The organism is Agrobacterium sp. El2ro-1b (assembly GCF_048298475.1).
GTDB lineage: Bacteria > Pseudomonadota > Alphaproteobacteria > Rhizobiales > Rhizobiaceae > Agrobacterium > Agrobacterium fabrum.
Genome location: NZ_CP103458.1, coordinates 1 through 13,234, shown reverse-complemented (window position 1 = coordinate 13,234; position 13,234 = coordinate 1). Strand labels below are relative to the sequence as shown.

Here is a 13,234-nt window from a genome sequence, read left to right as displayed (position 1 = left end):
CCGGAACGGCTGTCGCCACCATCACTTTGCCGGGAGTTGTCCCGCATGCGGCAGCTGCCCGGTGGCGGCCGCCTTCTGGCGGTTCGCCTCGTCGTGCCAGCGAACGGCCTCTTTCGCTTCGATACGGGCACGTTTGCGATGTTTGCCCTGCGTGAACCATGTGGCCGCCGAGCCCATGAGAACGCCAAAAATGACCGCCAGAAACAGAAAAACGAAAAACGGCGCGGTGAAGGACAGAACGCCATCGTCCGGCCGGAATGGATTGAGCGCCAGCGTCACGGACTGACGATTGGCCACGCACAGGATGACGAGGATGATCGCCAGCGGAAGCAGGATGATGAGGTTGATGATTTTTTTAGACATCCGACAATACTCCATCGCTGCGGGTGTTCCGCCGGCTCCTTTTCAGTCGCCAGGCGTCAAGAACGATCAATCGTCTTCTTCGTCGCCCATACCCGGGTTCAGGCGCTCGCGCAGTTCCTTGCCCGTCTTGAAGAAAGGCACCCATTTTTCCTCGACGAAAACCGACTCACCCGTACGCGGGTTCCGGCCCGAACGGGACGGACGGTTCTTCACCGAAAATGCGCCGAAACCACGAAGCTCGACACGATTTCCCGCCGCCAGGGCATCGGTGATTTCATCCAGCACCGCATTGACGATGTTTTCCACGTCGCGGTGATAAAGGTGCGGGTTACGCGCAGCAACGATCTGCACCAGTTCAGACTTGATCACGGTTGCCCCCTGAAAGAATTGGATTTTTAACGCGGCTCAACCTGCCAAACGGAAACAAGACCGTCAAGAAACAACTTGTCCGCACCGAGCTGGCTGGGGCCTGCGAAGGGAATTAAATCGTCATATCCCAGAAGTTTCGCTATTTGCGCAACACTGAAAAGCGCAAAAGGCGAATTCGAGGACGGCGCGCGCCATTCAACGATCGGCAAATCCTTGGCCACACCACGGGTTTCGAAATAGGCGCGAACTTCCTTTTCGCCGCCGAGCGTGTCGACCAGCTTATTGGCAAGCGCCTGCCGACCGGTGAAGATCGACCCATCGGCCAGTTTCAACACCTCTTCGCGCGGCAATTTGCGGCGATCGGCAACGAGGTCGACGAACCAGCCGTAGCTGTCCATCACCATGGCGCGGATCATGGTCTTTGCCTCTTCCGGCGCCTCATGGAACGGAGAAGGCTCGGCCTTCATCGGTGACGACTTGATTTCCTGCAGCGAAACGCCGAGCTTTTCCATCAGCTGGCCGATCTGGGGGTACTGGAAGATCACGCCGATCGAGCCGGTGATGGAGGTTTCGCCGGCAACGATGACGTCGCCTGCCGATGCGATCATATAACCTGCGGAAGCGGCGAGCGTTCGTACATCCGAGACAACGGGCTTCTTTTCCGCGACGCCTCGAATAGCCTTGAAGATGCGCTCCCCGCCGTAGGTTGTGCCGCCGGGTGAGGAAATCGAGACGATCAAGCCTTTGACATTATCGCTCTTGGCGATCTTGTCGAGCCGCTCGAGAAGTTCCGTATTGTCCGTGATCAGGCCGGAGACCTCGATGCGGGCGATATGGGGTTTTGCGCTTTGCTGCGGGCCTTGCCAGAAAAACCGGTAAAGACCGAAGGCGCCGGCGACGAGCAGGAGAACGGCGGCAATCCGCCAGAAAGTCAGCTTGCGGCGCAAACGCCTGCGATCAGCTATCGCCATATTATCCATAGAAACCTCTGTCGTCCGCCCGTGCGTTTCAGGCCATATGGTTCTTCTAACGCGAAGCCGCAAGGAAACAATAAAGAAACCAGAATTACGATAAAATTCGCATTTCCCTTGCACCTCTCCAGACAAAAACCATATTGGCAGGACAAAGCACTCGTGCCAAACACATTTAGATAAAGACACAAGCTTCGATTGCGCGCCAGAAGGCGCCGGTGAAGCATTCCGGACCTACTCCTATGCTCGAACGACTCCGTGAACCCGCGCCAGCATTTTCGCTGCCCAATGACCAGAACGGCGCCTATGACACCGCGCTGCGGCATTCCGCGCGTGTAAAGCGGCTGAAGATCATTCTGCCGCTCAGCGCGGCCGTCATCTCGCTCGCCTTCATCGCCGTTTCGGTCATCCGCACCTGGGCGCCCGAAAAGGTTTCGCTGGAAAGCGCGCGGATAGAAGACGGCAAGATCGTGATGGAAAAGCCCGCCGTTGCGGGCCGCAACGAAAAGGGTATAGATTATTCCATGAACGCCGACCGCGCGTTGCAGGATATCGCCAACCCGAACCTGATGACGCTCGAAAAAGTGCTGGCCGCCGTGCCTGTGAATGACAGCGTCGCGCAGGTTATCGCCCAGGAAGGCATTTTCGACCGCTCCACCAACACGCTGAAGATGACTGCGCCTTTTGACATCAATCTCAGCAATGGCATACAAGCGAAGTTCCAGTCTGCGGATGTCGATCTGAAGGCCGGAAAAATGAGCAGCAAAGAGCCCGTTTCGATCAAAACAAACGACGGTGCCATTGTTGCGCAATCGATTGATATCGCCGATAATGGCAAGACGATTACATTTTCGGGGCAGGTACGGGCACGTATCGCTGCATCCAATATCAAAAATGAAGCCAAGTGAGAGCCCGGTCCAGATGATGCAAGTTTCCCGTCCCGTTTCCCTTGGCAGAACCGCAGGCCTTACAGCCGCAGGTCTTGTTTTTTTGTGTCTTGCAACTGTGGCTTTCGCCCAGAACACGACTAGCAGCATGCAGGGCGTCAAGCTCTCCGGCGACCAGCCGATCGCCATTGAAAGCGATCAGCTCGAGATTCGCGATCAGGAGCGTAAGGCCTATTTTACCGGCAACGTAAAGGTTGTGCAGGGTACGACCACCCTTCAGGCCGGCAAGATGACGGTGAACTACAAGGGTCAGGGCTCCTCGCTCACCAGCGGTGATGCCAATATCGAGAAAATCTTCGTCGACAACAACGTCTACCTGACCTCCGAGACCCAGAAGGCCACGGCCGATCACGGCGAATTCGACATGGCGGCGCAGACCTTCATTCTGACCGGCAAGCAAGTAGTCCTGTCCGAAGGCACCAATGTCTTCACCGGCTGCAAACTGACCGTTCTCATGAATACGGGGCAGGCAAAGCTCGAAAGCTGCGGCGGCCCTGTTCGGATCATGCTTGATCCGAAATCCCAGAAAAAACAGTAGTCTTTCCTCGTGAAGATACCTTCGATCTCAAAAATTCTCGGCGGCGGACGCAACCGTTCCGCAGACGCCGCCTCACCGGCCGACAAAACCCCTTACCAGGGCACGTTGATCGCGCATGGCCTGACTAAGACCTATGATACCCGTCGTGTCGTCAACGGCGTCTCACTGGTCGTGCGCCGTGGAGAGGCCGTGGGGCTGCTTGGCCCGAACGGCGCCGGCAAGACCACCTGTTTTTACATGATCACGGGCCTGGTGCCTGTCGATAGCGGCAAGATCGCCATCAATGGCAACGATGTGACCGGCATGCCGATGTATAGGCGTGCTCGTCTCGGTGTCGGTTATCTGCCACAGGAAGCCTCGATTTTCCGCGGGCTGACGGTCGAGGAAAACATCCGCGCCGTGCTGGAAGTGCATGAACCGGATGCCGCCAAGCGCAACCGCAAGCTCGACGAACTCCTGGAAGAGTTCCATATTGCGCAACTGCGCAAATCGCCGGCCGTGGCGCTTTCGGGCGGCGAGCGCCGGCGTCTGGAAATCGCGCGCGCGCTCGCGACTGATCCAACCTTCATGCTGCTGGATGAGCCCTTTGCGGGCGTCGATCCGATTTCGGTCAGCGACATCCAGAATCTGGTCAGGCATCTGACCGCACGCGGCATTGGCGTTCTCGTCACCGACCATAATGTGCGTGAAACGCTCGGCCTCATCGACCGCGCCTATATCATCCATGCCGGCGAAGTGCTGACGCATGGACGTCCTGACGACATCGTCAACAATCCGGACGTACGCCGTCTCTATCTCGGCAATAATTTCAGCCTTTAACGATAGGGCGCGAAAGATTCTTCATCGCGCCCCGCCCTGACGCTTGACCAAACAAGATAAAAAAGCAATTTTTGGGCCAAGTTCTGTCTCCTCCGCAAAATTTATGAAAACTGTGGCTATGGAGAAGCTGTAAGGGGAGTTTCGCGTCCGCCATGGCATTGTCTGCCAGCCTTTTGCTGCGTCAAAACCAGTCTCTCGTGATGACACCGCAACTGATGCAGTCCATCCAGCTGCTTCAGATGACGCATTTCGAGCTGACGCAGTTCATCGCGCAGGAGGTGGAGCGCAATCCGCTGCTGGAAATTGCAGCAAACGATGGCGATTTGGGCAGCGATACTCCTGTCGATGTCGATAATTTCGGCGACGCTGAAGCTTCGGATGCGGCCACCAGGGTAACGCCCGACAGCGATGACTGGTACGGGGAGCGCGCCGCAAATCTTGGCGAGCAGCTGGACACCAGCTTCGAAAACGTCTTTCCCGATGATGGCGAACCAAGAAAGGCCGATGCGCCCGAACTCGCAAGCCAGTGGAAATCCATGCCCGGGCAGGAGTCCAGAGAAAGCTACGACCTCGACGATTTCGTGGCGGCCCGACAAAGCCTCAGTGACCACCTCAATCAGCAACTGCCGCTCGCCATCTCCGCCGCCGAGGACAGGATGATCGCCGATGCGCTGATCGGCCAGCTCGATGAGACCGGTTATATCGCCGCGGATGCCGTCGACGACGTTGCCGAACGGCTGGGTGCTACCCCATCGGCGGTCGAGCACGTTCTGAAGACGCTTCAGGGCTTTGATCCGCCGGGCATCTTTTCCCGGTCCTTGAGTGAATGTCTGGCGATCCAGCTCGCACAGAAGGACCGGCTCGATCCGGCCATGCGGGCTTTTGTCGACAATCTCGAGCTTCTGGCGAAACGCGATTTCGCCTCCTTGAAAAAACTCTGCGGCGTCGATGAAGAAGACCTTCTCGACATGCTGGCGGAAATCCGGACGCTCAATCCGCGCCCCGGAGCGGGTTACGATTCGATGGTTTCGGAAACCATCGTTCCTGATATCATCGTCCGCCCCTCCTCCACCGGTGGCTGGCTGGTGGAGATCAATCCCGATACCCTGCCGCGTGTGCTCATCAACCAGAGCTACTTTGCGGAGGTTTCAAAACATAAGGCGCGCGCAGGAGAGGATCAGGATTTTCTGTCCGAATGCATGCAGACGGCCCATTGGCTGACACGCAGTCTTGACCAGCGCGCCCGGACGATCATGAAGGTGGCGAGCGAAATCGTGCGCCAGCAGGACGCCTTCCTCATCAACGGTGTCGACCAGCTGCGCCCACTGAACCTCAAGACGGTGGCCGATGCCATCAAGATGCATGAATCCACCGTCAGCCGGGTGACGTCGAAGAAATACATGCTAACGCCGCGCGGGCTGTTCGAGCTCAAATATTTCTTCAGCGTATCGATCAGCGCGGTGGAAGGCGGCGACAGCCATTCGGCGGAAGCAGTGCGTCACCGCATCAAGGCGATGATCACGCAGGAAGCCGCTGAGGCCGTTCTTTCCGACGACGATATCGTCGACAATCTGAAAAAGAGCGGCATCGATATCGCCCGCCGCACCGTCGCCAAATATCGCGAGGCGATGAATATCCCCTCCTCTGTGCAGAGGCGCCGGGAGAAGAAAGCGATGGCGAAACTTTCCGCCTTCTGAGCAACCCGGTGATCACGTTTGCGGCGGTTTTTTGCCGCACCATTGACTCTTGTCACGGCAGGGGCTAGAAGCCCGCCGCACACGTCAGCAAGGTCATTTGTAACGGAATAATCTCCTCCGTCCATGGGCGTAAAATTCGAATGAGGGCTTTTTAAGGTCTTCGAAACGCTTGGATGCGCGCTCGGCTTGACGTAAGCTGGTACTCGCAAATCACTACAAAAAGGAAAATTTCCATGAGTGTGCGTGTATCTGGTAAACATATGGAGATCGGTGAATCTTTCCGTCAGCGGATTGAGGACAATATAGGTCTGGCAGTTACCAAATACTTCGATGGGGGGTATTCAGGCCAGGTAACCGTGGAGAAGTCCGGATCGCGTTTTGCGGCCGATTGCAAGCTGCATCTCGATACCGGCGTCGTATTGCATGCGGCGGGTCAGGCGAACGATCCGCAAGCCAGCTTCGATGCTGCCGCAGAGCGGATCGAGAAGCGCCTGCGTCGTTACAAGCGCAAACTGAAGGACCATCACAGTGGTTCGAACGGCGCGCTGCCGGAAATCGCCTATACGGTGATGGATGCTGTTCCCGATGAGGACCACGAGGTCCCCGAAGATTACGCACCCACCATTGTGGCGGAGAGTTCGAAGCAGATTAAGACAATGTCAGTCGCCAGCGCCGTGATGGCGCTCGACATGACAGACGAGCCGGTTCTGCTGTTCCGCAGCCCCGGCAAGGAATATCTCAACATCGTTTACCGACGTCATGACGGCAATATTGGCTGGATCGACGCGGAAACGATCAAGAGCTGAACAGTCTGACAAGACGTGGGAGGCAGAGCGCCAAGGCGCATCTGCCTCCTGCATCGTCTCGATGGCATGAAGGAAAAAGAGAATGGCGTTGGCAGATTTGCTGCAACAAGATGCGATTATTCCCGCCCTCAAGGTGAATTCCAAAAAGCAGTTGCTTCAGGAGCTGGCCGCAAAGGCAGCCAGAATTACCGGGGTCTCGGAACGGGAAGTTTTCGACGTCATCCTCCAGCGTGAGAAACTCGGCTCCACCGGTGTGGGCCATGGCATTGCCATTCCACATGGCAAGCTCAACGGCATTCATCAGATCACCGGCGTCTTCGCACGTCTTGAAACGCCGGTCGATTTCGAAGCTCTGGACGACCAGCCGGTCGATCTGGTTTTCCTGCTGCTCGCGCCAGAAGGCGCCGGCGCGGATCACCTGAAGGCGCTATCGCGCATTGCGCGGGCGCTGCGCGATCCTGAACTGGTGACCAAGCTGCGCGCCACCGATTCCGACACGGCAATCTACGCTTTCCTCAATCAGGAACAGGCAACGGCGGCCTGATCCCAGGCACATCCTCTCAGTTCAACGGCAATAAAAAAACGCGCCCTGAAGGCGCGTTTTTTATTACGGAAGGATAAATGCCTCACGCGTCCTTTTCATTAAGAGACGACGTGCCCGGTTCGGCCGATGCGGAGGCCTCAGCCTTCGGGCCGCCCTTGGCGACACCCACCATGGCGGGGCGCAGAACGCGGTCACCGATGGTGAAACCGGCCTGAATGACCTGAAGTACGGTGTTGTTGGGAACCGCCGTGTTCGGAATTTCGAACATGGCCTGATGGAAATTCGGGTCGAATTTCTGGCCTTCGGCGTCGATCTTCTTCACACCGTGGCGCTCCAGCGTCGACAGCATCGAGCGCTCGGTCATTTCCACGCCTTCGATCAGGCCATTGAGACCGGCTTCGCCATTGGTCTTGAGTTCGTCCGGAATGGCTTCCAGCGCGCGGCGAAGATTATCGGAAACGGCGAGCATGTCGCGGGCGAAGCCGGCCAGCGAATAGGCCTTGGCATCCTTGACGTCACGCTCGGTGCGACGGCGAAGATTGTCCATCTCGGCGGCAAGGCGGAGGAATTTATCGCGCAGATCGGCGTTCTCAGCCTTGAGCAGCTCCACCGGATCGGGCTCTGCCGTTTCGGCCTGTTCTTCACCTGCCTGGGCAGGATCGACAAACTCTTCCGCGACGTCCGCGTCAGGTCCGGGCTTTTTTGTATCGTCGGTCATGACGTTCTCCAGATTAGACTGTTAGTGGTTGGGCCCGATATCGAGCTTTGACGCGCAAAAATCAAGGCTTGCGGCAAAAAGCTTGCCGCATTCTCTGATCTTGCCGATGTGTCCTATCTTTGTTTACGGGAAAGGCGCGCCATGATCTGCGCGGTATAATCGACCATCGGTACGATACGGGCATAGTTCAGCCTGGTGGGCCCGATGACGCCGACAGCACCCACGACTCGATTTTCCTCATCGCGATAGGGCGCAACGATGAGAGAGGAACCGGAGAGCGAAAACAGCTTGTTTTCCGAACCGATGAAAATCCTGACGCCTGAACCGCTTTCGGCCAGGTTGAGGATTTCGATCAGATTTTCCTTACGCTCGAGATCGTCGAACAACATGCGGACCCGATCGATATCTTCCTCGCCGGCAAGGCCCTCGAGCAGGTTGGAGCGGCCGCGAACGATGAGCCGGCCAAGCTTGCCTTCCTCATTATCACCCGCCCATATAGCGAGACCTCGCTCCACGAGATCCTGCGCCAGCATGCCGAGTTCCGACTGCAACTCCGTACGCTGGGTCTGGAACTGCCCGCGCAGCTCCTGCAGCGTCTGTCCGGACAGGTGGGCATTGATGAAATTCGCCGCCTCGGTCAATTGCGAGGAGGAGATGCCGGCCGGCAATTCGATGATACGATTTTCGACCTGATTGTGATCGCCGACCAGCACGGCAAGCGCCTTGGTGGGCTCGAGCCTGATGAATTCGACATGTTTGAGGATGACATCATTCTTGGCCGTCAGCACGAGACCAGCCCCGCGCGACATGCCTGAGAGCATGCGGCTCGCTTCCGTCAGCAAACCTTCCAGCGACTGTTCGTGGCCCGCGACCGGCCCGATCTGACGGTCGATATTCGCCCGCTCGTCGGCAGGCAGATCGCCTACCTGCATGAAGGCATCCACGAAGAAGCGCAGCCCCGTCTGCGTGGGCAGGCGTCCGGCGCTGATATGCGGCGAATAGATGAGACCAAGCTCCTCCAGGTCGCTCATGACGTTGCGGACGGAGGCCGGGGAAAGCGACATCGGCAAAAGCCGCGACAGGCTGCGCGATCCGAGCGGCTCGCCCGTATCGAGATAACCTTCGACGATGCGCCGGAAAATTTCCCGCGACCGCTCATCGAGCAGCGATGCCTGATCTTTTGAAAGCGGTGCTGAAAAACCCATCTTGTCCGTTCTTTATCGTCCAAATCTACTTTACGCCAATATAATGCGTTGCAACGCCGGGGCAAAACGGAAATTGGCTTTGCAAAAGCCCGGAGCGCACCTTAGAAGGCAGGAACCAACATGGAGAGTGGATCATATGCGGCCTTCAGGCAGAAAAACCGACCAGATGCGCAAGGTTTCCTTCGAGCGCAATTTCTCGAAACATGCTGAAGGCTCCTGTCTCGTGAAATTCGGCGACACGCATGTGCTCGTCACCGCAAGCCTTGAAGAAAAGACGCCGCCGTGGCTGCGCAACAGCGGCAAGGGCTGGGTCACCGCAGAATACGGCATGCTGCCACGCTCCACGAATGAGCGCATGAAGCGTGAGGCTGCTTCCGGCAAGCAGGGCGGGCGCACGCAGGAAATCCAGCGCCTCATCGGCCGCTCGCTGCGCGCCGTCGTTGACCTGCAGGCCCTTGGCGAGCGCCAGATCAGCATCGACTGCGATGTCATTCAGGCAGATGGCGGCACCCGCACCGCCTCCATTACCGGTGCATGGATTGCCCTGCATGACTGCCTGAAGTGGATGGAAACCCGTAACATGATCAAGGTCGAGAAGGTTCTGAAGGACCATATCGCCGCGATCTCCTGCGGCATCTTCGCCAAGCAGCCGGTGATCGATCTTGATTATCTGGAAGACTCTTCCGCCGAGACCGACGCGAATTTCGTGATTACCGGTTCCGGCGGCATCGTCGAGGTTCAGGGAACGGCGGAAGGTGCGCCCTTCTCCGAGGAAGAGTTCCTGACGTTGCTCGGTCTTGCCAAGGCCGGTTGCAGCGAACTGGTTGCCCTTCAGAAACAGGCAATCGCCTGAGCCGACAGGAAAGCACCATGCGCAAGCTCGATACCAGAACGATCGTCGTCGCCAGCCACAACAAGGGCAAGATCGCCGAAATCGCCGATCTGATCGGGCCTTTCGGCTTCTCCGCCAAATCGGCGGCGGAGTTGAACTTCTCGGAGCCGGATGAGACGGGCACCACCTTCGAGGAAAATGCCGCCATCAAGGCGCTTGCGTCTGCGAAGGCGTCCGGCCTGCCGGCTTTGTCTGACGATTCTGGCCTGGTGATTGACGCGCTCGATGGTGCACCCGGTGTCTATACCGCCAATTGGGCGGAGACGGCCGATGGCACGCGCGATTTCGCCATGGCGATGCAGAAGGTCGAGGATGCGCTGGCCGAGCGCGGAGCCTCCAAGCCGGAAGATCGCACAGCCCGCTTTGTCAGCGTGCTCTGCCTGGCCTGGCCGGATGGGCATGTCGAATATTTCCGTGGCGAGGTCGAAGGCACTGTCGTGTGGCCGCCGCGCGGTACGAGCGGTTTCGGTTATGATCCCATCTTTAAACCCGAGGGATATGACACCACATTCGGCGAAATGAGCGCGGATGAAAAACACGGTTGGAAACATGGCGACGCTTTCGCACTTTCTCACCGCGCCCGGGCGTTCAAAAAATTCGTAGAAACCTGCCTGGAGGCATGAACCCAATGGTCGGGGAGCACCAACTTTCTGCCCCCGGCGCATCGCTTCTGCCGGATACGGGCGATCCCGGCTTCGGGATCTATCTGCACTGGCCGTTCTGCGCGGCCAAATGCCCCTATTGCGATTTCAACAGCCATGTCCGCCACCGGCCAGTGGATCAGGAACGGTTTACGGCGGCTTTCCTGCGTGAAATGGAACATATGCGGACGCTCAGCGGCCCGCGCGTCGTTACCAGCATTTTCATGGGTGGCGGTACGCCGTCGCTGATGGACCCGCAGACAGTGGGTGCGGTTCTCGATGGCGTCTCTCGCTTCTGGCACGTGCCCGATGGTATCGAGATCACCATGGAAGCCAACCCTTCCAGCGTCGAGGCGGAACGCTTTCGCGGTTATCGCGCGGCAGGCGTCAATCGTGTCTCGCTCGGCGTGCAGGCGCTGAATGACCGCGACCTGAAATTCCTCGGCCGCCTGCATGATGTCGCCGATGCCTTGAAAGCCATCCGGCTGGCGCGGGAGATTTTTCCGCGCATGTCATTCGATCTCATCTACGCCCGCCCGAACCAGACGGTGGCCGAATGGGATGCCGAACTGAAGGAGGCTGTCTCCTATGCCGTCGACCATCTGTCGCTCTACCAGCTGACGATCGAGGAAGGCACGCCCTTTTATGGCCTCCACAAGGCCGGCAAGCTCATCGTGCCGGATGGCGAGCATTCGGCCGTGCTTTATGAAGCGACGCAGGAAATCACCGAGCGTTACGGCATGCCCGCCTATGAGGTTTCCAATCATGCCCGGCCCGGCGCCGAAAGCCGCCATAACCTCACCTACTGGCGGTATGGCGATTACGCCGGCATCGGCCCCGGTGCGCATGGACGCCTGACGCGGGGCGCTTCCAAGCTCGCCACCGCCACCGAGCGGCACCCCGAGACCTGGCTCGAAACAGTAGAGCGGGAAGGCCATGGCATGGTCGATCAGGAATTGCTCGGTGTCGATGAACAGGCAGATGAATTGCTGCTGATGGGCCTTCGCCTGCGCGAAGGCATCGATCTCGCCCGCTGGAGCGATCTTTCCGGCCGCGACCTCGACCCGGAAAAGGAGGAGTTTCTTCTCCAGCACGGTTTCGTGGAAAGGCTCGGCAATTCCCGCCTGCGCTGCACGCCTTCAGGCATGCTTATTCTGGATGCCGTGGTGGCCGATCTCGCCTGCTGAGGCCAGCGCCATCCGCGCTTGCACCCGATAAACGAGGAACCAATAAAAAAGCGGCCCGAAGGCCGCTTCTTTTTTATGCGTTGTTTTCGTTGATCAGGCGTTTCAGCAGCTCAACCTCGTGGCCGAGCTTGGTGTCGCCGGAAATCAGATCCTCGATCTTGCGCACCGCGTGAAGAACCGTGGTATGGTCGCGACCGCCGAAACGGCGACCGATCTCGGGAAACGAGCGCGGCGTCAACATCTTTGCCAGATACATGGCGATCTGGCGCGGTTTGACGATGACGCGGGTGCGACGGTTGGAGACCAGCTCCTGCCGCGACACATTATAGTGCCTGGCGACGATGCGCTGAATGTCCTCGATACGGACACGCTTGGCTTCACCGCTGCCAACGAGGTGCGACAGCAGTTCATCGACACGGTCAACCGAGAGGTTCGGCTCGAAAGAGCGCCGGAACATCAGCTGGTTGAAGGCGCCTTCAAGCTCGCGACCGCTCGCCGTCACGCTTTTGGCCACATGGGTCAGGATTTCGTCCGAAATTTCGAAAGACGGATCGTCCTGACGCGCCGAGCCCATGCGACGGTTGAGCATTTCGTAGCGCATGTCGTAATCGGGACCTTCGATCTCGATCGCCATACCGCCCTGAAGACGGGAACGGACGCGCGGATCGAGCGACTCCAGCTCCCAGGGCGCACGGTCAGCCGCAACCACGACCTGCTTGGCGCTGTCGAGCAGCATGTTCAGCAGGTGGCAGAATTCGTGCTGGATCATCTTGCCCTGCAGGAACTGCATGTCGTCGATAACGAGCAGGTCGATATTGCGCAGCGTGTCCTTCAGCGTCAGCGCGTCATTGTCGCGGATCGCAGTCGCAAAACGCCACATGAAATATTCGGCCGTCAGATAGACCACGCGCGGATTGCGCGGGCTGTCGATGGCTGCATTGGCAATGGCCTGCAGAAGATGTGTTTTGCCGAGGCCGACACCCGCATGAATGAACAGCGGATTGAAGCGCACGGCGCCAGCACCGGCTTCGGCGATCGTTTTTGCCGCCGCAAGGGCAACACGGTTGGATGACCCTTCGACAAAGGTATCAAAGGTAAAGCGCGTATCAAGCGGCGAACCGAACAGCGGCCCGGAACCACCCTGACGCAGGGTCACCTGCGCCGCCATAGGCTGAGCCGCAGGCGCTGTCGCGGACTGCGACGGAATGAAGGACTTGTTACGCGGAGCCGCACCAACCTCCTGAACAGGCTGCGCCCGTTCTTCAGTCTGCGCCGGGCGAACCGGACGGCTGGCCGAGCGGACAAGAATCTCCACCTTCAGCACATCCGGATCCTCGCTCTGGACGAGGTTGGTGATCAGATCGATGTAACGGTTGTTGATCCAGGACTTCAGAAAGGTCGTCGGAACGGTAAAGCGGACGACGCTTTTCGAAACGGTATGGAGTTTGAGCCGTGCAAACCAGCTTGCATAGACCTCGGGACCAACCTGTGCCTTGAGCCGCGCGCTAAAACGTTCAAACAGCGCATCATGCATCAT

At 58.3% G+C, this 13,234-nt stretch carries 14 protein-coding genes and 1 pseudogene; 9 read left to right on the top strand and 6 right to left on the bottom strand.

Going from position 1 to position 13,234, the window contains the following annotated elements; genetic code table 11:
• Positions 1 to 21: 21 nt before the first annotated feature.
• From NYR50_RS00075 to sppA, 3 genes are all read right to left on the bottom strand, one after another.
• Positions 22 to 363, bottom strand: coding sequence for a LapA family protein (locus NYR50_RS00075; protein ID WP_174006809.1), 342 nt, complete (start codon positions 361 to 363; stop codon positions 22 to 24).
• A gap of 66 nt (positions 364 to 429) precedes the next feature.
• Positions 430 to 732 (bottom strand): integration host factor subunit beta, encoded by a 303-nt coding sequence (locus NYR50_RS00070; protein WP_003493505.1) that lies wholly within the window; start codon positions 730 to 732, stop codon positions 430 to 432.
• A gap of 26 nt (positions 733 to 758) precedes the next feature.
• Positions 759 to 1,712: a signal peptide peptidase SppA gene (sppA, locus tag NYR50_RS00065; protein WP_418136395.1), complete on the bottom strand. Its 954-nt coding sequence runs from the start codon at positions 1,710 to 1,712 to the stop codon at positions 759 to 761.
• 233 nt (positions 1,713 to 1,945) lie between these two features.
• Here sppA and lptC point away from each other — a divergent pair, with 233 nt between their 5' ends.
• The 6 genes from lptC (at position 1,946) to ptsN (ending at position 7,054) form a co-directional block, all read left to right on the top strand.
• Positions 1,946 to 2,611 carry an LPS export ABC transporter periplasmic protein LptC gene (lptC, locus tag NYR50_RS00060; RefSeq protein WP_111805780.1) on the top strand — a complete coding sequence of 222 codons (666 nt, stop codon included), beginning with the start codon at positions 1,946 to 1,948 and terminating at the stop codon, positions 2,609 to 2,611.
• A gap of 13 nt (positions 2,612 to 2,624) precedes the next feature.
• A complete protein-coding gene (locus NYR50_RS00055; RefSeq protein ID WP_418136394.1) occupies positions 2,625 to 3,188 on the top strand; it encodes an LptA/OstA family protein in 564 nt (187 codons plus the stop codon).
• Between the two features lie 9 nt (positions 3,189 to 3,197).
• Entirely contained in the window at positions 3,198 to 4,007 is an 810-nt protein-coding gene (lptB, locus tag NYR50_RS00050; protein WP_006310180.1) for an LPS export ABC transporter ATP-binding protein, read from the top strand.
• A gap of 152 nt (positions 4,008 to 4,159) precedes the next feature.
• Positions 4,160 to 5,704: an RNA polymerase factor sigma-54 gene (rpoN, locus tag NYR50_RS00045; RefSeq protein ID WP_418136393.1), complete on the top strand. Its 1,545-nt coding sequence runs from the start codon at positions 4,160 to 4,162 to the stop codon at positions 5,702 to 5,704.
• A 233-nt stretch (positions 5,705 to 5,937) separates the two neighbouring features.
• The gene (gene hpf, locus NYR50_RS00040; protein ID WP_010970823.1) at positions 5,938 to 6,510 is read left to right on the top strand and encodes a ribosome hibernation-promoting factor, HPF/YfiA family; all 573 of its coding nucleotides are present in this window, start codon (positions 5,938 to 5,940) and stop codon (positions 6,508 to 6,510) included.
• Positions 6,511 to 6,592: 82 nt separating this feature from the next.
• A complete protein-coding gene (gene ptsN / locus NYR50_RS00035) occupies positions 6,593 to 7,054 on the top strand; it encodes a PTS IIA-like nitrogen regulatory protein PtsN (RefSeq protein ID WP_418136392.1) in 462 nt (153 codons plus the stop codon).
• Between the two features lie 82 nt (positions 7,055 to 7,136).
• On the opposite strand, the gene grpE is transcribed toward ptsN, so the two are convergent.
• Both grpE and hrcA read right to left on the bottom strand, forming a co-directional pair.
• Positions 7,137 to 7,772 carry a nucleotide exchange factor GrpE gene (gene grpE, locus NYR50_RS00030; RefSeq protein WP_006310176.1) on the bottom strand — a complete coding sequence of 212 codons (636 nt, stop codon included), beginning with the start codon at positions 7,770 to 7,772 and terminating at the stop codon, positions 7,137 to 7,139.
• A gap of 113 nt (positions 7,773 to 7,885) precedes the next feature.
• Positions 7,886 to 8,977: a heat-inducible transcriptional repressor HrcA gene (gene hrcA, locus NYR50_RS00025; protein WP_006310175.1), complete on the bottom strand. Its 1,092-nt coding sequence runs from the start codon at positions 8,975 to 8,977 to the stop codon at positions 7,886 to 7,888.
• Positions 8,978 to 9,113: 136 nt separating this feature from the next.
• On the opposite strand from hrcA, the gene rph reads away from it, so the two are divergent.
• The 3 genes from rph to hemW are packed head-to-tail and all read left to right on the top strand — an operon-like array spanning position 9,114 to position 11,697.
• A complete protein-coding gene (rph, locus tag NYR50_RS00020; RefSeq protein WP_006310174.1) occupies positions 9,114 to 9,830 on the top strand; it encodes a ribonuclease PH in 717 nt (238 codons plus the stop codon).
• Positions 9,831 to 9,847: 17 nt separating this feature from the next.
• Positions 9,848 to 10,492, top strand: a complete 645-nt coding sequence (gene rdgB / locus NYR50_RS00015; protein WP_418136391.1) for an RdgB/HAM1 family non-canonical purine NTP pyrophosphatase — start codon at positions 9,848 to 9,850, stop codon at positions 10,490 to 10,492.
• Positions 10,493 to 10,497: 5 nt separating this feature from the next.
• Positions 10,498 to 11,697 (top strand): radical SAM family heme chaperone HemW, encoded by a 1,200-nt coding sequence (gene hemW, locus NYR50_RS00010; RefSeq protein WP_092770521.1) that lies wholly within the window; start codon positions 10,498 to 10,500, stop codon positions 11,695 to 11,697.
• 76 nt (positions 11,698 to 11,773) lie between these two features.
• Here hemW and dnaA read toward each other — a convergent pair.
• Positions 11,774 to 13,227 (bottom strand): annotated as a pseudogene (dnaA, locus tag NYR50_RS00005) (chromosomal replication initiator protein DnaA); the annotation flags it as partial.
• Positions 13,228 to 13,234: the final 7 nt, after the last annotated feature.